At 50.4% G+C, this 23,315-nt stretch carries 19 protein-coding genes; 13 read left to right on the top strand and 6 right to left on the bottom strand.

Annotated features, from left to right (window positions below; translation table 11 throughout):
• Positions 1-54: 54 nt before the first annotated feature.
• Complete coding sequence (locus tag ACYVH9_RS01190; RefSeq protein WP_460634458.1) at positions 55-1,068, bottom strand: bestrophin family protein; 1,014 nt, start codon at positions 1,066-1,068, stop codon at positions 55-57.
• Positions 1,069-1,315: 247 nt separating this feature from the next.
• On the opposite strand from ACYVH9_RS01190, the gene ACYVH9_RS01185 reads away from it, so the two are divergent.
• The 8 genes from ACYVH9_RS01185 (at position 1,316) to ACYVH9_RS01150 (ending at position 10,656) form a co-directional block, all read left to right on the top strand.
• Entirely contained in the window at positions 1,316-1,882 is a 567-nt protein-coding gene (locus ACYVH9_RS01185) for a pentapeptide repeat-containing protein (RefSeq protein ID WP_460634457.1), read from the top strand.
• 81 nt (positions 1,883-1,963) lie between these two features.
• Positions 1,964-2,881, top strand: a complete 918-nt coding sequence (locus ACYVH9_RS01180) for a pirin family protein (RefSeq protein ID WP_460634456.1) — start codon at positions 1,964-1,966, stop codon at positions 2,879-2,881.
• 496 nt (positions 2,882-3,377) lie between these two features.
• Positions 3,378-4,037 (top strand): glycerol-3-phosphate 1-O-acyltransferase PlsY, encoded by a 660-nt coding sequence (gene plsY / locus ACYVH9_RS01175; RefSeq protein ID WP_460634455.1) that lies wholly within the window; start codon positions 3,378-3,380, stop codon positions 4,035-4,037.
• Between the two features lie 104 nt (positions 4,038-4,141).
• On the top strand, positions 4,142-5,521 hold the full coding sequence (locus ACYVH9_RS01170) for a dipeptidase (RefSeq protein ID WP_460634454.1): 1,380 nt from the start codon (positions 4,142-4,144) through the stop codon (positions 5,519-5,521).
• 111 nt (positions 5,522-5,632) lie between these two features.
• Positions 5,633-6,529: a DUF1207 domain-containing protein gene (locus tag ACYVH9_RS01165; protein ID WP_460634453.1), complete on the top strand. Its 897-nt coding sequence runs from the start codon at positions 5,633-5,635 to the stop codon at positions 6,527-6,529.
• Positions 6,530-6,610: 81 nt separating this feature from the next.
• Positions 6,611-7,552, top strand: a complete 942-nt coding sequence (locus ACYVH9_RS01160) for an ABC transporter ATP-binding protein (RefSeq protein ID WP_460634452.1) — start codon at positions 6,611-6,613, stop codon at positions 7,550-7,552.
• 141 nt (positions 7,553-7,693) lie between these two features.
• Positions 7,694-8,938 carry a hypothetical protein gene (locus tag ACYVH9_RS01155; RefSeq protein ID WP_460634451.1) on the top strand — a complete coding sequence of 415 codons (1,245 nt, stop codon included), beginning with the start codon at positions 7,694-7,696 and terminating at the stop codon, positions 8,936-8,938.
• A gap of 146 nt (positions 8,939-9,084) precedes the next feature.
• The gene (locus ACYVH9_RS01150) at positions 9,085-10,656 is read left to right on the top strand and encodes an ABC transporter permease/substrate-binding protein (RefSeq protein ID WP_460634450.1); all 1,572 of its coding nucleotides are present in this window, start codon (positions 9,085-9,087) and stop codon (positions 10,654-10,656) included.
• Here the strand turns inward: ACYVH9_RS01150 and ACYVH9_RS01145 are convergent.
• Complete coding sequence (locus ACYVH9_RS01145; protein WP_460634449.1) at positions 10,643-11,737, bottom strand: hypothetical protein; 1,095 nt, start codon at positions 11,735-11,737, stop codon at positions 10,643-10,645. The genes ACYVH9_RS01150 and ACYVH9_RS01145 overlap by 14 nt on opposite strands.
• 650 nt (positions 11,738-12,387) lie before the next feature.
• Here ACYVH9_RS01145 and ACYVH9_RS01140 point away from each other — a divergent pair.
• Entirely contained in the window at positions 12,388-12,804 is a 417-nt protein-coding gene (locus ACYVH9_RS01140) for a DUF4345 domain-containing protein (RefSeq protein WP_460634448.1), read from the top strand.
• 146 nt (positions 12,805-12,950) lie between these two features.
• On the top strand, positions 12,951-14,066 hold the full coding sequence (locus ACYVH9_RS01135) for a carboxypeptidase-like regulatory domain-containing protein (protein ID WP_460634447.1): 1,116 nt from the start codon (positions 12,951-12,953) through the stop codon (positions 14,064-14,066).
• Here ACYVH9_RS01135 and ACYVH9_RS01130 read toward each other — a convergent pair.
• The 4 genes from ACYVH9_RS01130 to ACYVH9_RS01115 all read right to left on the bottom strand — a co-directional run bounded on the left by ACYVH9_RS01130 (position 14,055) and on the right by ACYVH9_RS01115 (position 20,909).
• A complete protein-coding gene (locus ACYVH9_RS01130) occupies positions 14,055-15,002 on the bottom strand; it encodes a fatty acid desaturase family protein (RefSeq protein ID WP_460634446.1) in 948 nt (315 codons plus the stop codon). The genes ACYVH9_RS01135 and ACYVH9_RS01130 overlap by 12 nt on opposite strands.
• 224 nt (positions 15,003-15,226) lie before the next feature.
• Positions 15,227-17,698 carry a TonB-dependent receptor gene (locus ACYVH9_RS01125; RefSeq protein WP_460634445.1) on the bottom strand — a complete coding sequence of 824 codons (2,472 nt, stop codon included), beginning with the start codon at positions 17,696-17,698 and terminating at the stop codon, positions 15,227-15,229.
• A gap of 208 nt (positions 17,699-17,906) precedes the next feature.
• Positions 17,907-18,809, bottom strand: coding sequence for an alpha/beta hydrolase (locus tag ACYVH9_RS01120; RefSeq protein ID WP_460634444.1), 903 nt, complete (start codon positions 18,807-18,809; stop codon positions 17,907-17,909).
• 33 nt (positions 18,810-18,842) lie between these two features.
• Positions 18,843-20,909, bottom strand: a complete 2,067-nt coding sequence (locus ACYVH9_RS01115; RefSeq protein ID WP_460634443.1) for a S9 family peptidase — start codon at positions 20,907-20,909, stop codon at positions 18,843-18,845.
• Positions 20,910-21,156: 247 nt separating this feature from the next.
• Between ACYVH9_RS01115 and ACYVH9_RS01110 the strand changes: the two genes are divergently transcribed.
• The 3 genes from ACYVH9_RS01110 (at position 21,157) to ACYVH9_RS01100 (ending at position 23,298) form a co-directional block, all read left to right on the top strand.
• On the top strand, positions 21,157-21,726 hold the full coding sequence (locus ACYVH9_RS01110) for a YceI family protein (protein WP_460634442.1): 570 nt from the start codon (positions 21,157-21,159) through the stop codon (positions 21,724-21,726).
• 93 nt (positions 21,727-21,819) lie between these two features.
• On the top strand, positions 21,820-22,944 hold the full coding sequence (locus tag ACYVH9_RS01105; RefSeq protein WP_460634441.1) for a lactonase family protein: 1,125 nt from the start codon (positions 21,820-21,822) through the stop codon (positions 22,942-22,944).
• A gap of 90 nt (positions 22,945-23,034) precedes the next feature.
• Positions 23,035-23,298, top strand: a complete 264-nt coding sequence (locus ACYVH9_RS01100) for a hypothetical protein (protein ID WP_460634440.1) — start codon at positions 23,035-23,037, stop codon at positions 23,296-23,298.
• The last annotated feature ends 17 nt before the right edge of the window (positions 23,299-23,315 follow it).

The raw sequence follows: 23,315 nt of genomic DNA, 5'->3' as shown, positions 1-23,315 counted from the left end.
TTAAAAAGCCCGCACACGATCGTGTGCGGGCTTTTTAGTTGCAGCCTCTGCTCGCTACATCAAAATGTTATTGACAGCCTGAACCCGTTGGGGTAGCTCGGTTTCGCCCAGCATATCACGCAGATCGATTTCGATATTGCGGCAAATGGCCGTCATCGGCACGTCGTTGATGCTGTTTTCAAACGGATTTTCGCTCGTATCGCCGACAATCTCCATGGTATTAAAAATCCAGGCAATAACGGTATAAAACGGAATGGTGAGCCAGATGTGCCAACCCCCGACTTTGGCCATCTCGGAAAGCAAGCCGTAAGGCAGTACAAAAATGAACAACCAGGTGAACACATAACTAAAAAAAGCGTACTGCCGCGGAAACGGAAAGCTTTTGATGCGCTCGCAGGCGCCCTGCTGGTTATAAAACTCCACCAGCATCCGTTCCAGGTCGACGTGGTGAAAATCGGTGAGGACACCGTTTTCGTGCAACTCACGGAGTTGGGCGGACTGCTGCCGCATCAGAAACGTAGCCGGATTCGGGTGACGAAGCAAACTTTCAATTTCCTCGAGTGGCAAAAAACGGCTCAACTCCTTGTCCAGACTACACTGCCGGAACTCCTGAATCCGCTCAATCACTTCGTGCGCCGGATCATGGTGCAGCACCCACACCGGTTTTTGCCGAAGTTGCACCCGCAAGGCGGTAATGTACGCCAGATGCCGGTAAAACAAGGTTTTCTGAATCTGCTTCAACTCACTACCGGACAGTTGGCTGGCCCCACGCTGGGACGAAAGATAATCCAGGACCATAATGCCCCACGAACGACTGGCATTGGTAATACTGCCCCAGATTCGGCGTGCTTCCCAGAGCCGGTCGTAGGATGAATTGTTTTTAAACCCTACGTAAAAGGCCACCGCCGTGCCGATAGTCGCAACGGGCACAAACGGAATCGCCAGAAATTTCCAATCCATGATCACGTACAACGTACAAATCAGGACGGAATACGCTAAAAAGAGAAGAATAGCCCGCCAGGTAAACGGGAAAATGATGGTCAACGGAACGCGCTTGGTTGTAAACATAAGACAGGTTAGATGGATGGTATAAACTATAGGTTTGGGTGTTATAATAAGCTGATCAGTAGTCCCATCCAGCCGCGCGAAATCCTCCGAAACCGAATGACGACCTAGTCGCTGTGGCTCATCCGGTTACCGAAAAACCGGCTGCAATTCTCCTGATTTTTTGGGCTAAAATTCTGGCAAACGGGTTCAAAAATGCGTTAGTTCGTGGTTTCAAGGGATACGAAAAGCCGCAACATCGGCTACTATTATGGAATACTACAATCAGGTTTTTACGCAACCAGACCAGACAGAACTTGCGTGGATGGATCAAACTTTTGAACAATGTACGTTCAAAAAAATGGACCTATCCGGGTTGCCGCTGCTGAGCGCGAACTTTATCAACTGCCGTTTCGAAGAGTGTAACTTAACAAAAGTTCTGCTTAAAAATACGAAGCTGCTTGATACCACCTTTGTCAAATGCAAACTAACTTACGTGGATTTCACGCCTTGCAATCCGTTTGGCTTCCACGTCGACTTTCAGGAATGCCAGCTGGATCATACGGTTTTTCTTAACCGCAAACTGAAAAAAGCACGTTTCCTTGAATGTTCGCTGAAAGAAGCGCACTTTTTGCAGTGCGATCTGGCCGGAGCCTTGTTCAAGCTTTGCAACCTGGATTCCGCCCGCTTTGAAGGCAATACGCTGACGCAGGCCGATTTCTCCAGCTCCTACAACCTGGAATTAGACCCCGAAATGAATCAGATCAAGAAGGCCAAGTTTTCACTGCACAGCCTTCCGGGCCTGTTGACAAAATACAACCTCGATATCCGGGAGTAGCTAGAAGTTGTCTCCCAGACAACGGTTTTCAACCCGCTTTGCTTATCTTAGTTGCCGGACCAAGTAACTCTACACCGCCCTATGCTGGATCAGATCATCGACGCCCGCTCCGCTTCCCTCGGCAACGGTTTTCACGTTCGCCGAATTCTGCCTTACCGCTTACGACGCATGCTGGGGCCCTTTATTTTCATGGATCACGGCGGCCCGGTGAGCTTTTCGCCCGAACAAGCCCCGTCGATGGATGTGCTTCCTCATCCGCACATTGGTTTATCGACGGTCAGTTACTTATTTGATGGGCAGGTCACGCATCGTGATAGTCTGGGCGTGCAGCAAGTCATCCGACCGGGCGAAGTCAACTGGATGACTGCCGGGCGCGGCATTGCCCATTCCGAACGGTTCGAAGATCCCGCCATGCTGGCGGGCGGTTCGCTGGAAATGATTCAGACCTGGGTAGCTCTGCCCGAGTCGGCCGAGGAAGACGCCCCCTCATTCGACAATTACCAACCGAATGAGTTGCCCATTTTTACAGACAAAGGCATCTGGCTCCGGCTCATTGCCGGAAACGCGTTTGGGTTACAAAACGACGTCAAAACACACTCTCCCCTGTTTTACGCCCATGTTGTGTTACAAGCCGGTACGCGTTTTGGTCTGCCCATTGGTTATCCGGAGCGGGGCGCTTACGTGGCCAAAGGCCGGGTTGAAGTAAACGGGCAGTCGTACAGTACAGGTCAATTGCTGGTGTTTACGCCCGGTATTGATCCGGTTATCGTGGCTCGCGAAACCAGCACACTCATGCTACTGGGGGGCGAACCGCTGGGCGAACGGTTTATCTGGTGGAACTTCGTGTCGTCGCGCCGGGACCGCATCGAGCAGGCTAAGGCCGACTGGCAGGCGGGGCGCATTGAATTACCCCCCAACGATAACCAGGAATTTGTGCCCCTCCCGGAAGATAAATCCCGACCCGCGGGCGCTCCGCCAGCCCCACCGGCCTTCTCGTAAAAGTACTCAACCAACGGTTTTCACAGACGACTCCGCTTCATTACCCAGTCAATAGCCAGTCGGCCTTTGCGCTGCCGGGTGCAGCAACCGCTCAAAAATCGGTAAACACCTAATTTGGAGCCTTAACACACTTTTCGGTTAGTTTATAAAATTTGGCTTTTTTTAAGCACGACCAAATTTTATAAACTAACCGAATGCGGACTTCTCTTATCATTTTAATCCAAATTATCGCCTGGAAGTAGGACAGAAAGCGGTTTTTGTAAAAGCTGCGTAATTTTTCTGACCGATAAATTGGGATTAAACGAATATTTTTCATTGTTTGTGTGTTATTAAACGGTATGGGAATTGCTTTTTTTGTGTAGCTTTGCTATTCAGTAATTGCCACAACCCACCAAGAATTTCTACTTTTTAGTCTCTGCGCCCCTTTTTTTTTCAGGGTGATTTAGTAGTTTTTTTACTCAATGTAAGTCGCACCGCCGAAGCGGTAGATTCTTGAATGAACGTATTATTAATTATTGCAACAACGTTACTGGCTTATTTGCTGGGCTCCATTCCAACCGCGGTTTGGTATGGTGAAGGCTTCTTTGGATTAGACGTTCGTAAATACGGAAGCGGCAATGCCGGTGCCACCAACACCTTTCGGGTTTTGGGCAAACGGGCTGGTACGGTCGTCATGCTGATTGACGTGTTGAAAGGCTACACAGCCACGATTCTTTCTTCCTTGTTGTGGTATTTCGATGTCATCGGCACTCATGAAATTCTGACCTTCAAACTGGTTTTCGGGCTGGTGGCCGTCATTGGCCACTGTTTTCCGATCTGGGCCGATTTCAAAGGAGGCAAGGGCGTTGCCTCGTTGCTGGGTATGGTGCTGGCCATCCACCCGGAAGTAGCTGCGGTTTGCATCGGTATTTTCCTGGTGGTTGTCATTGCGTCGCAATATGTCTCGCTTGGCTCCATGATGGCGGCCCTGGCGTTTCCGGTATTGCTCTTATTGCAGGCTTTCGGGCAGAAAGAACACCCGTTGCTGATCGTTTTCGGCGTGGTGGTTTTCCTGTTTGTGGTTCTGACGCACCAGAAAAACATTACCCGGCTGCTGAATGGAGAAGAAAACCGTACGCGGTTGATCAAATTCCGCCGAAAAGACGACGAGGAATAAGTTTCAAGATACCCGGATTTGCATGACGCCCCGAAGTGATTAACTTCGGGGCGTTGTTTTTGTAGTACTTGCTTCGTCAAACCCGACGAAAAACCGCTAAAACCATGTTATCAACGTACCTTGCTGATCATAAAGAACGGTTTTTGAACGAGCTGTTCGACCTGCTGCGGATTCCGTCCGTCAGTGCTGATTCAAAATTCAAACCGGACATGCGCCGGGCGGCCGAATTTGTGAAAGACAAGCTAGCGGCTGCCGGTCTCGACAAGGCCGAGGTATGCGAAACCGAAGGCCACCCCGTGGTATACGCCGAGAAACTGATCGACGACGCGTTGCCCACGGTTTTGGTCTACGGTCACTACGATGTCCAGCCCGCCGACCCGTACGAACTCTGGAATACCCCACCCTTCGAGCCCACCATCCGTAACGAGCGCATTTACGCCCGCGGTGCCTGCGACGATAAGGGCCAGTTTTACATGCATGTGAAAGCCCTCGAAGCCATGCTGGCTACCGACAACCTGCCCTGCAACGTCAAGGTGATGATCGAAGGCGAAGAAGAAACCGGTTCAGAACACCTGGGCAAATTTGTAATCGATAACCGCGAAAAGCTAAAGTGCGACGTTATTTTGATTTCGGATACCAGCATTATTGCCAATGATGTGCCGTCGATTGAAGCCGGTTTGCGGGGCCTATCGTACGTGGAAGTGCAGGTTGTTGGCCCCAACCGCGACTTGCATTCGGGCGTCTACGGCGGGGCGGTGCAGAATCCACTTAACGTTCTGTGTCAGATGATTGCTTCGCTGCACGACGAAAAGGGACGCATCACGATTCCCGGTTTTTACGATAAGCTAGACGACTTGAGCGCAGAAGAGCGGGCCGCGCTGGCCGAAGCGCCTTTCGACGAAGAAGAATACAAGCGGGATTTGGGCCTCAATGCGGTGTTCGGTGAAGAAGGCTACTCGACACCCGAACGGGCTTCGATCCGGCCCACGCTCGACGTCAACGGGATTTGGGGTGGTTATACCGGCGAAGGAGCCAAAACCGTATTGCCGAGCAAAGCCCAGGCAAAAATCAGCATGCGGCTCGTTCCCAACCAAGACCCGGATGAAATCACTGAATTGTTTGCCAACCACTTCAAAGCCATTGCTCCACCTACGGTGACGGTAACGGTGACGCCCCACCACGGTGGTCAGCCCTACGTGACACCCACAGACTCGGTTGAGTTTGAAGCCGCCCGGCGGGCCTTCCGCGAAGCCTGGGGCAAAGATGCCATTCCGACCCGGGGTGGAGGCAGTATTCCCATCGTGGCGCTGTTTGAAAAAGAACTGGGTGTCAAATCCATTCTGATGGGATTTGGCCTGGACATCGACTCGTTGCATTCGCCAAACGAAAGCTACGGTTTGTTCAATTTCTACAAGGGAATCGAAACCATTCCGTATTTCTATAAACACTACGCCGAATTGAAACAAACGGTTTTAGATGCCTGATTTTTGTTTCAGGTAACAATCCGCTTGGCGCAGTTTAGCCGGTCTGAATGAAACCTTCAGACCGGCTAAACTGCGCCACAAACGTCGACTATCCGGAGGTTTTATTGCACGATGAAGCGTTTTTTACTCCCCTTCTTACTGTCCATTTTTTCCATCAGCGCGCTGGCGCAGGATATCCCCGACACTTTGGTGATCCGCCAGTCAATGCCTGTTTCAACGCCCTATCCACGTCGGGAATTTTTGCCCAAAGGCCACCTTTTTGAGCCTATTCTACTGGACCCTATTGAAGCTCAAACCAGCGTCAGCGTGTTGCCCGGTTACTGGATGGATGGCAAAAAATACAACGGCTCCATTGTTCCATTCTCGTTTGGGCTGCGGAAACCCATTTTGCGCTGGTATAAATCCGCCGAGCGCAGCAGTGAACTTGCGTTTGATGTGGCTTCATTCACGCAGTTTGAAGTGTATCACGATCCCGTTCAGAACAAGCAACGCCGTCAGTTGATGAACACCGATTACCGGCTCAGTATTCTCTACAACGTCAAAATCCGGCACCACAGCTGGCGGTTTCGGCTCTACCACTTGTCGTCGCACTTGGGTGATGATTACCTGTTCCGGAACCAGATCAATTATTACCTGCCCAATCCGGTCAATTACGAGCTGGTGGACGTTACATACAACCACGAACGGAATGGACTGCGAAAATACATTGGTATCGGGATCGGCCTGCGAAAACCGGCAGAGCGAGAGCGCCTGAGTGGCCAGGCTGGATTTTTTTACCGAAAACCGTCCCAGGCGTTTGCCCGGCTGGCCGGTGGAATCGATCTGAAGGTATGGCAGCAAACCGATTTCCGGCCCGGTATTAAAGCCGGAATTGGCCTGGAACTGGGCCGTACAGCCAACAACCTCACCTTCCTGCTCGAAAGTTACACGGGCTTCCGCCCTTACAGCGTTTACGAAAACGAGAAAACCCGCTGGTGGGGCATTGGCGTCTACTTCAACCCCATATAGGTTGACGGTTTTCGGTGCTGGTTCGCCTGGTAAACTGATTACTGTAAACGAGAGAACCTGAAAATTATAACCCGTAAACCGATGATCAACGCCCGGCATCTGACCAAGCGTTATCCGCAGCATACCGCCGTTGATGATGTTTCTTTTTCAGTTGGCAAACAGGAAACGCTGGTCTTGCTGGGCACGAGCGGTTCGGGCAAGACTACAACTCTGAAAATGATCAATCGCCTGATCGAACCAACATCCGGAACGGTGGAAATCAACGGCATTGACACGCGCCAGCAGGTTGCCCACGAGTTGAGTCGCAGCATTGGCTACGTTGTTCAGGAAACGGGCCTGTTTCCACATTACACCGTCAGTGAAAACATCGCTCTTGTGCCCCGGTTGTTGCAGTGGGACAAAAACCGCATCCAAAGCCGCATCCGCGAACTACTGGCTCTGCTCCGACTGCCCGAAAAATACCTCCATGCGTATCCCGACCAGTTGAGCGGTGGCCAGCGACAGCGTGTTGGGCTCGCCCGGGCGCTAGCCGCCCACCCGCCCATTCTGCTCATGGACGAACCCTTCGGTGCGCTGGACCCCGTTACACGTGCCGAAATCCGGCAGGAATTCAAACACCTGGACGAATTGCGGCAAAAAACTGTCATATTAGTCACCCACGATATTCGGGAAGCGTTGGAATTGGGCGATCGCATCGCGGTGATGGATGAGGGAAAAATCCAGCAGATGGGATCCCCAAAAGAACTAGTCTTAACCCCTTCCAATGCTTTTATTCAACGGTTTTTCGGCAACCAATTACTCGATTACCAATTACAGGTATTGACGCTCCGGGATGTGCTCCCTTTCCTGAGTCAGATAACTTCTGAATCCGCCGGGCCGGAACTGCTCCCCGATACGACCCTGAAAGAAGCCCTGAGCGTCCTGACCAGAGCTAATTCCGCTACCTTGCGAATGGATGATCAGGCCATTTTGCTCCAGCCTACCGGTATTTGGTCAGCTTTTCAGCAACTCGCTCAGGCTTAGTGTCCTGACCCGGGTCTAAGTCTTAATTTCTACACCTGCTTGTTAAAAACTGTCTTCCAAAATTTTTCTATCAAACCGCTTGCACGGTATAAAAACATCATTAACTTTGAAAAACAAAGTACTTTTAATACATGAAATTTTATGCATCAGGAAATCCTACTCAACATGGGCAATCCCCAGCAACTTGAAAGACTGTACCGGAACAACAAACCGACCTTCAAAACAGCTTTCAACGCCCTGTATCCCCAACTTAAAGGCGACCCACTGGCCGAAGGCTGGTATCAGCGGCTGAATTACAGCTACGAAGCCCTGCTCTGGGGCACCTCCGATGAGCGAATCTTTGTGGTAGCCGCTTCCCTGCTGGCTGCGTTACTGGCGAAGCTACCGCAATTGCTTTCCATCGATGAACAGCATTTTTTCCTTCGCAATACAGGGTTCATCGTTTTTCCGATCTTGATGGCCTACTTTGCCTGGAAAAATAGAATTTCCTGGAAAACAGGAGTCTGGCTAACTGGATTCATCCTGATCAGCATTGGATTTATCAACGCTCTTCCCCAGGGCCAACCCACCGACACCTTAATTCTGGCTTGTATTCATTTACCCTTGTGGCTGTGGTCACTCCTGGGATTCACATACGCTGGAGGTACGCTGAAAGCTGGAGCGAACTGGCTGGGATTCCTACGGTACAACGGAGAATTGGTGGTCATGACAGCCCTGCTGCTATTAGCGGGTATGCTGACGACGGGCATTACCATTGGCTTATTTGAATTGATCGGTTGGGACATCAAAAAGTTCTATTTCAACTACGTTGTCATCTGCGGCCTGGCTGCTGTTCCCATCGTGGGAACCTTTCTCACCCAGACCCAGCCCACCCTGGTCAATAAAGTTTCGCCGGTCATTGCCAACCTGTTTAGTCCGGTAGCGCTGGTTATGCTGGTCATCTATCTGGTGGCTACGGTTTTCTCGGGTAAGAACCCTTACCATGACCGCGAATTCCTTCTTCTTTTCAACGCACTGCTCGTTGGTGTTATGGCCCTTATTTTCTTTTCGGTCGCCGAAACCACGCCCAGCCGAAAAAACCGCACTCAGCTATTCATTCTCTTTCTACTTTCGGCAGTAACCTTACTGGTCAACGGTATCGCTCTGTCCGCCGTCTTGTTCCGGATTGCGGAATGGGGCATAACGCCCAACCGGGCAGCGGTGTTGGGAGCCAATCTGCTGATGCTCTCTCATCTTCTGTACATCGGGATCCGGCTTCTGGGAGCACTGACCCGCAAAACCGATCTCGCGCTGGTGGGCAGGTCCATGAACGTATTTCTGCCGATTTACAGCGTGTGGAGCGCAGTCGTAACCTTTTTGTTTCCGTTACTCTTCGGTTTTAAATGAGCCCACGAAAATAGGGGAAAGCCGAATTTCAGCGATACGATCGCTGATCGAACCTTTCTTTGTCAAACGTGATCCAGGTTGACTACTAACGCACGGAATTCGGAAAATTCATTGTAGTTTTTCGAATTCTTCCGTACTTGACCATCATGCAGGCGTTTTTCGATTTTGTCATACAGCAAAGCAACAAACTGGTTGACCAAACCCTGACTCACATCGGTTTGACGTTTCTTTCGCTTTGCCTGGCCCTGCTGATTGGTCTCCCAACGGGTATTTTGATTACGTACCGTCCGAAAATTGCGGCTGTGGTGCTGGCCCTGGTGGGTGTTTTGCAAACCGTTCCCAGTATTGCTCTGCTGGGGTTTCTGATCCCCGTTCTGGGTATTGGTATCTGGCCCGCCATTGTGGCGCTATTCGTCTACGCGTTGCTGCCAATTGTGCGGAACACCTACGTCGGCATTCGCGAGGTCAGCCCGACGCTGAAAGAAACCGCCCGTGGTTTGGGCATGACTACCTGGCAGGTGTTAACGCGGCTGGAATTACCGCTGGCGCTGCCCGTTATTTTCGCCGGTATTCGCACAGCCATGGTCATCAACGTCGGCGTTGCGACCCTGGCCGCTTACATCGCTGCGGGCGGTCTGGGCGAATTTATCTTTGGCGGTATTGCTCTAAATAATGCCAACATGGTTCTGGCGGGAGCCATTCCGGCGGCATTACTAGCGGTTTTTTTTGACTTTCTACTGGCCCGGCTCCAACAGCTGCGTGGTCTGCGGCTACGCCGGGTAACCTTCATTTTTCTGCTCCTGGCGCCGGCTTTATCGGCTTTTTACTGGGTGCCGGTCGGAAGTTACGGTGGCCTGACTGTCGGGTTTGCCCACGAGTTTTACGGGCGTTCCGACGGGTATCCCGGCTTGGTGCAAGTGTACGGTTTGCAAGTCACTCCCCGGCTCATCGATCAGAATCTGATGTACGAAGCCATTCATCGCAAACAGGTCGACATCATCAGCGGATACTCCACCGACGGCCGAATCAAGGCGTTTGATTTACGGGTTCTGAATGATGATAAAAATGCGTTTCCGCCTTATGAAGCCGCCCTGATCGTTCGGCAGGCAACGCTGGAACGGTATCCCGAACTAGCCGAATCGTTGCGGTTGCTGACGGGAAAACTGTCAGATTCAGTCATAACCACCTTAAATTACCAGGCTGACTTTCTGCACGAATCGCCCGAAACCGTGGCCCGACGGTTTTTGCAAAAACAAAAACTATTGCTTACCTCGACCGCTGTCCAGCGACGGGGACGGATTGTAATTGGATCGAAAATCTTTACTGAACAATACATCCTGGCCGAAATTCTGCGCCAACTGCTCGAAAACCGAACCGACTTGGAGGTAATTACCAAAACCGGTCTCGGCGGCACACAAATCTGCTTCAACGCTTTGCAATCCGGTCAGATTGACCTCTATCCAGAATATACGGGAACGGGTTTGCTCGTCATTTTGCAACCACCTCCAGCCTTGGCAGATTCTCTAAAGGCCGACCGCAAAGCGGTTTATGACTATGTACAACGCGAGTTTCAAAACCGCTATCGGATGACCTGGGTGGCTCCATTGGGTTTTAACAATACGTATGCTTTGATGATGCGCCGGTCGCAGGCCGATCAATTGGGTATTCACTCCATTTCAGACCTGCAACGCTATCTGGAATCCGCTAAAATCCGTTGAAATCTCCCTCTTTCTGAAGTCGGTAGGTCTTCAGAAAATGCTTCAGCACGTCGTAATTCTGGAAAGCTGCCAAGTTGTTTTTAAGGACTTTGAGTTCCCGTTTCAACCCCTGCGCGTCGGATTTAAGGCTATTTTCCAGGCGGGCTGGCGAAGTCCAGAAATGGGGCGGCTGATTGCTCAATACCGATAGTTGCGCTTGCAGATGCTGCAATTGCTCCTCCAATTCCTGCGTCTGCTGCTTCAGGATCTTGTTGTAATACTTCAGTTGTCCCTCGGCCAAGGCTTTAAGATGTTGCTGATCGAGCTGGTCAGCTTCCAGTTGCAAGCGCAGCAAGGCCAGCAGGTTGTTTTGCCGGTACGCTTCCGTAATCCGGTGCATGATGCTTGTTTTTCGCTCTTTTTCAGCTTCGTCCCGCTCCCGATCCGGATGAAAAGCTTTCACCAAAGCCATATAAACGGTCCGTACCGCTTTGGTAGTATTGTGTTCTTCCGTCTGCTTTCGGGCTTCTTTCTCCAGCTGTTTCCGGGTTTTAAATGGCTCACTCCACGGTTCATCCGTCTGCTGCCCGTTGGGCTCAGCTTGGTCTCGCCTATTTTTTTGGGAGGAGTGGGTGTCTGAATCGTCATCTGCCCGAAACAAATTCCGATACCGCTGTTTCAAGAGGTCAGGCGTCAGAGCATCGTCATTGACTGGATCGAAACCCGCCGGATCGTATTTATCATAAATGACTTTCAATTCGTCAAAACCGTGTTCTGAAATCAGGTTAAAAGTCAGATTAAGAATGAGATCGGCCAGCTTTTTTCGTTCGTTCGCTTTGAAGAAGCCGGAATCATAAGCCCGGTCAAAAGCCCGAACCAAATTGGCGCGTTGCCGGTGAAATTCCGTTTGCAAAGGCAGAATTTCTGTTCGCATACGGTGCATAATCTGAGCCGAGATGGTGCGGTAATCCTCCAATTCTTTTTCCAGCGTTTCGATTTTTCGAATCAGGCGATTAAACTCTTTCTGTGATTTCGATAACGTCGCCTGATCTTTGCCATCGCCGATCCGAATAAGAGGAGAGGGAGGTAAATCTGAATCCATAACCACTAGTAACAGAGATTTATTAGCCCATAATCTATTGAATTACCTGAATAGTCACTTAAAATACCCAGCAATTTTTAAGACATTTATAAGACATGTTTTTATCTATTTTGGATAGGCTGTTATACTATGCCTTTTATCTAAAAAAAGCAAATACGCTTTATCTACTATAACTCCAGCAAATAAACGTTTTTTAGTATTCATTTAATCAGTAGAACAACCTATTAGTTAGAAAATCACTCACTAATACGACATATTGTGAGCTTTTGGCCACTTTTCTGTAGTATCTCAGAATTTTACATTATGCTTTCTTAATGATTTTTTGAAAACTATCTCTTTTAATACTAGGGTTTACCCTAAGGTATTTTTACGAGTTTTACGTACATAACAGCAAAACTATTGGTTATACCTTTCTTTAATTAATAGACGAATAGTTAGAGAAATTTTTGATTGAATTATTTTCCTATTCTTAATCTCCGGTTACGTTTAGATTCATGAACCGTTGAACACCTAGGTCCGTAGAAATTTTACCGGCTTAGAACCAATGATCCGATTAGTACGATATAAATCCGGTAAAATCTTGGCCATGACCAACAATTACCCCGAAAAAGGCGTCCACTTTTGCAGTGTAAACAGCAAACAAAACGAACATGAAAACAAAAAAATTACTGCAATGGGCGGCTCAGGGCTTCATTGTAATTTCCGCACTCGCACTTTTATCCGTCAGCTTCATGGCTTTTTCCAATCCACAATCGGTAATGGATTTGGTCCAGGTGCAGTTGAATAACACAGATGCCTTCAGTTCGATCCGGGGCGTATACGGTGGCGTTGGCTTTACCATCGCCATCAGCCTCTTTTATCTGATGGTAAAAGACATCAACAAAGGTTTGGCCTTTCTGAGCCTATTGTGGGGTTTTTACGCCCTGTCGCGCGCTATTACTATTTTTGTCGAGGGGTCTCTGGGAGCTTTTGGACAGCAATGGATCATCACTGAGTCGATCCTCTTTGTCCTTGCCGTTGCTCTTCTGTGGGCCAACATCAAGAGCCAAACCGTTGCTTATCAGTGACGGATGCCTCAAACCAACAACTAAGAAATTAGTTACATACTCTTTTTTTCGCCATCTTGGACGCGTTTCCCGACCCGTCCAAGATGGAGATAGGCGTTTACAGCGCTCGGTGTCGGGTTGTTAGCAAACGGTATCGGCTCAGTGAGATGGTAAAAAGCATTTGGTTTCTAGGCTTCTTTTTGATCGCCAACGGTTTGTGGGCGCAATTTTCGATACAGGGTCTGGTCATCAGTGGCGACAACGGCGAACCCCTGCCTTCGGCCAACGTCTTCTTGTCTAATACGACTAAAGGAACCACCACCGACGAAAAAGGGCGGTTTCACCTGACCGGCCTGCCATCGGGTCAATTCGACCTGGTGGTATCGTATGTGGGGTATGAAACGCTGGTTTTCCAGATTCGGACACACGAACCAAAATTCTACCGGATTGTACTCACTCCTTCTGCCAATCAGCTGGCGGAAGTCAAAGTCAAAGCCCAGCGAGGACCGGACTGGGAAGAAAACCTGATTTTCTTTCAGAAAAACTTCATTGGTCAAAGCGCAAACGCCACCCAATGTAAATTGCTGAATCCGGAGGTTCTCTGGTTCGACGACAATCGGGCGCAATCACGCCTGACGGCCGGGGCCCGCGAACCGCTACTGTTTGAAAACCGCGCGTTGGGTTATCGGCTCAAATACCAGCTGGAATCGTTTGTTTTCGATGCGCGGGAGAAATTTGTTACCTACCTGGGCTATCCGGTACTGGAAGATCTTACACCGCGCAACGCCCGGCAGCAGAAGCGCTGGGCCGCCAACCGCCGAAAAGCGTATTTGGGGTCTACCATGCATTTCATGCGGGCCCTGCATCAACGGGCGTTGCCGGAAAACGGTTTTCTGATTCAGCGAATCGTGGAGAAAACTGATACAACGCGGGCGAAACCTAAAACCGTTCGGTATCTGGTACAGGATACGTTGCAGTACGCCCATATGGTCAACCTTGATTCGTCAACCACTGACCAGACGCGGCTCCAGTTCAACGATTTGCTGCAGGTGACTTACCTGCACGAGAAAGAAGAGCTGGCGTACCTGAAAGCGCAGCGCCCCTTTGGGGCTCTCCCACGCACGGGCGGCCCGCAAACCAGCGTGATTCACCTGCTACACCCGTTTGTTGATGTGGAAGCCAACGGAAATTACCACGAGCCACTGGGCATTCTGGTAGAGGGCTACTGGAGCTGGGAAAAAGTAGCCGAACTGCTCCCGCTCGATTACGAACTATCGCCCTGACACCGCCACGCGTTCTTTCACGGGCTGCGGGGCCGGACTCCACTCCATAATCGGCTGAAGACGGTGTTTCATCAAGGCAATGATTTCCTGCTCATTCTCGAAAGTGCCGTTGACGTTAACAACGTGTTTCGCTAGCCGGTCATACTTCTTTTTCATTAACAGGAAGAACACCTGCCCAAAATCGAGCCCATCGAAGATAATGGCTTTATTGGCCGCGTACTGATCGAGGGTCTTCATAAAAAAAGATGGATGCTCCGACCAGTGCATGGACGGGCGGCAGTGGTGGCTGATGTGATAGCCATCGTTCCAGCACAACCGGTTGTATTTCACATTGATGCAGGTAATGCTGTTTTTGTAGGCATTCGCCGGATCCGTGCCATCCACAAAGGCGTGCTGCGTCCAGTTGCCAACCATGCTGATGATGCGCGTGAAAACAAACGGAATCAGAAAAACCACAATCGTGGCCGGAGCGTTTAGCCAAAGCAGCAAACCGCACATGATGGCAAAGAAGATCTCACCGCTGGCTGCTTTCAGGGCCAGCTTCTGACGGTTTTTTCGCCAGAGGTACCCAACAAGTGTAACGACTCCCGTAAACAAGAAGGTGGTGAGGTACTTTATAAAATTCCGAGCACTGTCGCGCTGATAGGGCATGGTCGTGCTCAGGTCTTCGGGCATGTTGTTTTCGGGATGGTGCATGCCAATATGATGCCCTACGTACGTTTCCGGCGTCATGCCAAAAAATAAGGCGATCACGGTTGGCATGTAGTAGCTCATCCACCGGTACTCCCGTTTAAACAACGGACGGTGGGCCGCGCAGTGCCCCATCAATCCATAGGGACCTTTATAAATCATGTAGAAAGTCAGATACGCTCCAGCCAGCGCCCACCAAACCCAACCGGTAATAGCTGGAATAAACAGCAAAATACCGATGAGCACTAACGTAAAAGTAATTCGCAGCGTTAGATAAATGAACGGTAAATCGCGAGGATCACGGATGAATCGAACAAGAAATCGGTCTAAAACGGTTGAAGGTTGAGCTACGGAAGTTGGATCCAAGATTGCCGGAAGTACGCGCATTAGCAATGGGTTAAGAAGTTTCTTACTAGTAAGGTAGCTATTTTACCAACAGAATCAAGCCCTGCCCGCCGATAATTACTTTATCACCCCTGTTTGCCGTCGTCGTTTGAGATCTTTTTCTTCTCCCGATTCTGGCCGGCATTCATGGACCCGAACCGCCAGTTAGCCGACAGGCGAATGTTCCGAATCACGTTAAAATTGGAACCATCCGAAACGAATGTGGGAGTGCGCAGCAGCGTTTCGATGGTATTATAACGACGAAAGGGGTTCTCAAAATTGGCTGTCAGGGTCACTTTTTGTTTTTTAAATTCTTTCCGACCCGAGAATCCGTAGTAATAAAAGCCCGACGATTGGCCCTGGAGCTGAATCCGGCGCGAATTGTAGGAACCGTGGATCTGAACGCTGAAATTATCGGGTAGCTGGAGCGACGAATTCAAATTAAACCGGTAACTCCAGTTTTCGTTATGAATCTGCAATGCTTTGCTGTTCAGAATGTTGTAATTCAACCCAAACGATCCGCTGATGCTCCACTGCTTCACCGGTCGGGCCGATCCGAACAGATTCATCCCGTAGGTAGCGTTTTGCGCAATGTTGCGGTAGGTGCTGCTCGACACCCCGCTCGTATCCACGGTGGTAATGCGCTCGATGGCGTTGTTGGTTTGCCGCCCGAAAAGCATGGCGTTGATACTCGTTCCTTTCTTGGTAAATGTGCTGTACGACAGTTCGACGGAATGTGCCAGCTCGGGGTCCAGGTATGGGTTACCCGATTGCAGGTTTTTCGGATCGGAGTAATTGACGTATGGGTTCAGGAAGAAAATAGACGGCCGCTGAATGCGCTGGCTGTAGTTGAGCTTCAACCGTTTTTCCTCGCCAAACCGTTTCGATACGGTGATATTGGGCAGAAAATTCTGGTACCGATCGCTGAATTTCGTGCTGGTCGAAATAAAATTGGCGTTGATATGGGTCATTTCCATGCGCCCACCCAGATTGAATCCCCACTTATTCTGAGTCCGCATCCGGAACGACGCGTACGACGACCACACCCACTGCTGGTAGTCGAACATGTTGGCCCGTCGTGGGTCATCGCGAAAATCCAGCGAACCATCGGGCGCAAACTCCAGCCGGTAATCGCTACCGACATCGCGCAGGATCGCTTTTGTTCCCACTTCCAGCATCCGTCGTTTGACGGTCGACAGCGGATACGTAAAATCGGTCTGGATCGTAAACTCGCCCTGCTGGTTGTCGTTATTGTTGCGCTCCCGGTAATCGATCACCTCACTTTCGGGCAGCGGAAACTGCCGCAGCGAATAATTACTGTGGTTGTTATTCCGATTATATTGAGCCAGAAACGTATACTCCTGTTCTTTACTGCGTTTGAAGGTTTTTGTATAATTAAAATTGACGTCCAGATTCTGGTTCCGGTTTTGACTGTTGTTATACCGCCGGAATTCCTGCGGATCGCTGGACGTAACCTTCGTGTCTCGCGTTGAATTTGTGTTGCGGCCTTCGCCCCCCATGCTGAAATCGACGCCGATTCGGTTGAGCGAATCCAGGTCATAGTCAACGCTCACCGAACCAAATCCGGAATTTCCCCGATTTTTGTAGGCATTGTTCTGGGCAATTGTGCTGATCACCTGGCCGTCCAGCAGGTTTTGCCGCACGGACTCCGAACCGCCGTAGTAATTGCTGTTGTGGACACCGCCGTAGGCTGTAATACTCAGCTTATCGCGTTTGAAATTGAAATTACCGCCCAGGTTATTCCGTCGGCTGCCAGCCGACGCATTCAGCCCGCCGGTCAGCCCCTGCAACTGATTTTTCGTAATGATATTGATCACGCCCGCCGTGCCTTCAGCATCGTACTTGGCAGAAGGTGCCGTCACAACCTCCACCGACTTGATGAGTTCTGCCGGAATCATTTGCAGGGCCTCGCTGATACTGCGAGCCATGATGCTCGACGGCTTGTTGTTGATCAGTACTTTAATACTGCCACTTCCCTTCAGGGTTACGTTTCCGTCCGGGTCAACCGTCAGCAACGGCACGTTTTTCAACACATCAATGGCCGTACCGCCGGTATTAGCCAGGTCTTTATCAGCGTGATAAACCAGGCGGTCGTCTTTGTCTTCGACGAGCGGTTTTTCGGCGGTTACCACGACCTCATTCAACGTCCGGGTATCGGCCTGCATCTGTACCACACCCAGCACCACCTCCGTTCCGTCGGACCCAACATTGACGTTATTGATAGTTTTGTTTTCGTAGCCGATAAAACTAATCACTACCTGATAGCTTCCTGCATCGACTCCGGCGATGGTAAATTTTCCGGATTCGCTGGTGGTGGTCCCGCCTACGATTTTCTCTGTTTTCGGATTCAGGAGGGCAACCGTAGCAAATTCGACAGGCTTATTTTGCGTTGCATCCATCACCACCCCGCTGATGTTCGCTTTCAGGCTTGCCTTAATAGTCTTCTGAATCGCCGGTGTTGGCGGCATCGTGGCCGGATTCTGGGCCAGCGCATAACCAGCAAGACATACCAATAGCGGGAGTAGGATTTTTTTCATACTTCGGGCAAAAACTTCAGACTTACGAAAACGGCCTAATAATAAAGACAAGACAATCAATCAGCCAATTTACTGCTGTTTTTATAAATTTAGTACGAATGTTAGTTACTGGATTTTTGGCAAAAAAGGCCATTTACCGTAGAATCTCCGTCCTGATCTGTCCCGCTCCTTCGCTAACCGAATAATTAAACAAAACCATGATAGGCCGTCAGGGCGTACGAATTGCCGTTGTGTCCATCCAGTGACGAATCCGCCCAAACCATTCGTCAAAAGCGGGAGTTTTCAAATAACCGTGTCCCCCTTTGGTATATACGTGCAGATCAGCCGGCACATTATTTTTTAATAGTGCCTCGTAAAAGACCAGGCTGTTCTTGACCGAAACTCCCACATCGTCGCCCGCGTGCGTCAGGAAAGCGGGTGGCGTTGAAGAATCCACCTGAAGCTCGTTGGAAAACAATGTTACCTGCTCCGGTTTCGGCGACTCGCCCAACAGATTCTTTCGGCTTCCGGTATGACCAATTTCGTCCCGAAAACTAATCACCGGGTAAATCAGAATCATAAAATCCGGTCGAACGCTGGTTCCTTCGGGGTTTTCAATCACCGGTTTTTTGAAATGAGTTCCGGCAGTAGCCGCCAGGTGCCCACCCGCCGAAAAGCCCATGATTCCGATGCGTTTCGGATCCACACCCCATTCGGCAGCCCGTTGCCGAACGGTTTTGATAGCCTGCTGGGCATCCTGCAACGGCCCAATCGATTGATCAAGCATAGTTTTCTCGCTCGGTAAGCGGTATTTCAGCACAAAAGCCGCTACCCCCATTCTGTTAAACGCTTCGGCCACCTCGTACCCTTCGCGTTTCATCACCAGCACGCCATAGCCCCCGCCCGGGCAAATGATCACGGCGGCCCCCGTCGCTTTTTCTTTCGGGGGTAAAAAGATCGACAGCGTGGGTTGCGTTACGCTCGACACCACCCCATCGGGCCGCCGAACCTCTTTAACATCCGAGGACTTCGTGTTGGGAACCGCCCCCGCATACAACGGTATTTCCTGCTGGGCCAGGCACAAGAGCGTTGAAAGGCTGTATAAGCCACTCAATAGAAGCTTTTTAATCATGGAATAAGGGTTTAGGAAAACGAATGTTACTGTTTACTGCCACACGTCCCCGGGGAACGGTTTTTCCAGCAGATACTGATAAATAAACCGCGCGGTTTCGGCCTGAGCGTGCCGGCCTTTAGCCGTTGTACCAAAACCGTGCCGCGCGCCGGGATACACCATAAACTCGAAATGCTTGTTCAGATTCTGGAGTTTATCAATCAACTGAATAGAGTTCTGCATGTGCACATTATCGTCCATGGTGCCGTGCACGATCCGGAGCTCACCTTTCAGCCGATCGGCATAGGTCAGCACCGAACTTTCCTTGTAACCTTCGGGGTTTTCGGCAGGCGTGTCCATGAAGCGTTCCGTGTATTCACTGTCATAGAGTTGCCAGTCCATGACGCCGAAGTTGGCAATTCCGTGCGTAAACACGTCGGAGCCCCGCGTCAGCGCCAGCGCCGTTACGTAACCGCCGTAGCTGCCGCCCGTGATGGCTACCTTTTTCGGATCAACCAATCCCTTATCGATCAACCATTTAACCGCCGTGCTATAATCTTCCATCTCCCATTTGCCCAGATTTCGGTGCATGAAATTTTGGCCAACTTTGCCAAAATGACCCGAAGCGCGGTGATCAATGCCCACCTGCAGCAAGCCTTCCTGCGCATACCACTGTTCCTGCGGAGAATAGCTCCAGCGGTCGTAAACCCGGCCGGCATTCGGTCCACCGTAGATACTGATCAGCACTGGGTAGCGCTTGTTTGGATCAAAGTTCGCAGGATATTTGATCGTTACCGGCAGTTGAAAACCATCTGGCGTCGGCACACGTACCAGTTCCGTTTTGGCAAGGGCATATTTGTCAAAATCGGCCCCCTTTGCATGGGCAATTTCCCGAATCAGCTTGCCGTTTTTATCAATCAGGGCAATTTTGGGCGGAGTCTGTAAGTTGGAATAAGTCGTGATGAAATACGTGCCGTTGGGCGAAACCTGCACCTGGTTGGTGAATTCCCCAAACGTCAGCCGTTGCAGTCCTTTACCGTCCAGCTTCACTTTATAAAGATCGATTCGGGCCGAATTTTCCTTGCGGGCTGTGAAATACACCAGCCCGTTTTTTGCGTCGATGTGCGAAACGCCGGTAACGGTATAATTTCCGCTGGTGATCGGATTTTTCAGTTTCCCGTCCATCGTGTGCAAATACAGGTGCATCCAGCCCGACTCGTCACTTTCGCGGATGAATTGCTTGCCGTCGCTCAGAAAATGAACCGTCGTCATCCAGTCGACCCAGGTTTTCTGGCTCTCACTGACCACCTCGGTTTTGGCACCCGTGGCTGGATTGACGGCTATCAGTTTGAGCGTATCCTGCCCCCGGTTTTTCCACTGCATCCAGAGCGCTTTCGAGTCCGGTGTCCAGAACGGCGTACCAAAATAATGGTCGGCACTGGCGTCGTAATCGGCCCAGACAATCTGGCCGGTAGCCACCTCCACAATGCCCATTTTTACAAGCGGATTGGGATCCCCCGATTTCGGATACCGCTGGCTTTCCAGATAACCGTGCTGGCCCGTTGCTCCGGCAATGGGAAATACCGGCACGCTGGTTTCATCAAACCGCATGAAAGCCAGGTATTTGCTATCGGGCGACCACCAGAATGCCTTGTGATTCGTGCTCCGGCCGAGTATTTCCTCCCAATAAACCCAGGCAGCGTAGCCGTTGTAAACCGTTTCCGAACCGTCGGTGGTGAGTTGTTTTTCCTGCCCGGTCGCATCCGATAGGTACAAATTCTTACTATCCCGCGTGTACGCTATCCATTTTTTATCCGGCGAAACCGTCATGTTCTGAGCAGTTTCTTTTTGCCCCGTTGCACTGGTTGGGGGAAACATTTTCCAATCACCACCGGTCGGTTTGTAATCGCTTTCCTGTCCGGTCTTAACGTCTACCGAATAAATTTTACCGTCTTTGGCCAGCAGGTAATGCGAATCATCGGCCCAGCCCCGTACCGTAGGCACGGTTTGCAGAATATCCGTTTTTTGATTTTTGAATAACTGTGCGGCTGTAAGCGGTTGTTTTTGGGCGTATAAACCCTCTGTAATCAGTGAAAGAAAAAGTAAAAGCCTGAATTGCATGAAATCCTTAAATCGTTTAGGTTGATGAATCCGACGGTTTGAACGCGGTCTGACAAAAGTTACTTTTTTCCGCCAGATAACCAACAAACTCAAGATTGAGACGCTGCATGAGCCTATTTCAAGCCCGAATTCGGCTCCTTAAAGTATAAGAGCAAGAAAAGTGTTCACCGTCAAGGGAATACAACTATTTTTACTTATCATTAAACGCTGAAAAACTATTATTTTTTTAACCAAACCCTGAAATAGCATGAAAAAAGCCACCTTGTTTTTCGCTTTTCTGTGCGCATCGGCCACAGCGTTTGCCCAAACCTGGACCATTGACAAAGCTCACGCCAAAGTCGGTTTTACGGTTACTCACCTGCTGGTTTCCGAAGTCGATGGCAATTTTAAAACCTTTGACGCCAAGATTACCTCTTCCAAACCCGATTTTACAGATGCCGTAGTGGAACTGACCGCCGATGTAAACAGCATTGATACCGACAACGAACGGCGTGACGCCGATCTGAAAAGTGACAAATACTTCGACGCGGCCAAATTCCCAACCCTGACCTTCAAAAGCACGTCGTTTCAGAAAGTGGAAGGTAAAAAATACAAAGTGGCCGGCAACCTGACGATGCACGGCGTGACCAAACCCGTTACACTGGATGTAACGCTCAACGGCCCGATTCAGCATCCGATGAATAAAAAAGACATTGCCGGATTTAAAATTACCGGTGAGCTCAAACGCTCCGATTTTGGCATCGGATCCGGAACCGCCACCGCCATTGTCAGCGACGAAGTGGCACTTCGGGCCAACGCCGAATTTGTAAAAAACTGAGGTTTCTGGACCATTCTGGAAGTAAAAACCCGGGACAAGCCCCAAGGCTTGTCCTTTTTGTTAGTTTTGTGACCAGCCCATTTTCTTTGACTGATGAAAAAACTATTCTTAATCACCGCCCTCCTTTTTAGTGTTATGGTTCACGCCCAATCGCCGAAAGAAATTATCTACGTCGGCACCTATTCGACGCGGGGCAGCGAAGGTATTTACGTCCTGGAATTCGACCGTGCTAGGGGCTCTCTGAGCCAGATTCAGACGGTTTCCAACGCCAAAAGTCCGTCGTTTCTGGCCATCCACCCCAGCGGCAACTACTTATATTCCGTCAACGAAGCAGCCGCCAACTCCGGCGGAGTCAGCTCTTATTCCATCGAGCCCAAAACCGGTAAGCTGACAATGATGAATCAGCAGTCGTCGCACGGGCGCGGGCCTTGCCATATTGCCGTGGATCAGACGGGCAAACTGGCGTTTGTTTCCAACTACGGGGGTGGCACGTTTACGGTTTTACCCATTCAAAACGATGGTAAGCTGGGCCTGGCCACCGATACGCTCAAATACGAAGGCAAAGGCACCAACGCCCAACGCCAGGAAAAACCGCACATTCACTCGGCCACGGTTTCGCCGAACAACCGGTTTGTGTACGTCTGTGACCTCGGCACCGACCGAGTGTATATTTATGAGTTTGACAAAGCCTCGGGCAAGGTAAAACCGGCGGCCACCCCATACGCCAGCGTTTCGCCCGGCTCGGGCCCACGCCACATCGCGCTTCATCCCAACGGCAAGTTTTTGTACCTGGTGGAAGAGCTGACCTCATCGGTAGCCACGTTCGCCATCGACAGTAAAACCGGCGCTCTGAAACTGCTTCAGGACAACGTCAAGACGCTTCCGGCTGATTTTACCGACAAAAACACCAGCGCCGACATTCATACGGACCCCAGCGGCAAGTTTCTGTACCATTCCAACCGGGGCCACAACTCCCTGGCCATTCTATCGATTGCCAAAGACGGAAAAGTGTCGCTGATCGATCAGCAGTCGACGGAAGGGAAAACGCCCCGCAATTTTCTGGTCGATCCCAAAGGCGAATACGTTTTTACGGCCAACCAGGACACCGACAACATTGTGGTGTACAAACTTGACGGCAAAACCGGTAAGTTAACCCCGACCGGTACGCAGGTAAAAGTACCCGCGCCGGTTTGTTTGAAGCTCTTTACGGTGAAATGACACCGAACTGACCCATTTCGTTGACGTTTTTATACCTTAAATCCCGCTTCTCCAGTGCTGCAACAGCTGGAGAAGCGGTTATAAAACTGTTTGCAAACCATCGACACCGACTCGACGGTTTTGCTGGACGCCCTGTTTCTGAAGGCCATTCGGGCGCACGTTCAGCCGCAAACGGTTTTCCACGAGCATCTGTATCACCAGGAAAGCGGTTTTGCTAGTTCACCAATCGTTATCATTCCCAATACACGACCATCTTCCTTTATTCGGTTGGAATACCATCCGGACGGCTATCTGGCGATGGTACACGCGGGTGTGAATGCGCTAGCGGTTTTTCAGGCTCTCAATCGGGCTTAAATGGTCTGAACCCATCC

The organism is Larkinella harenae (genome assembly GCF_054780515.1).
The sequence above is the reverse complement of the archived record's forward strand: the minus strand, read 5'-3'. Positions and strand labels throughout refer to the sequence as shown.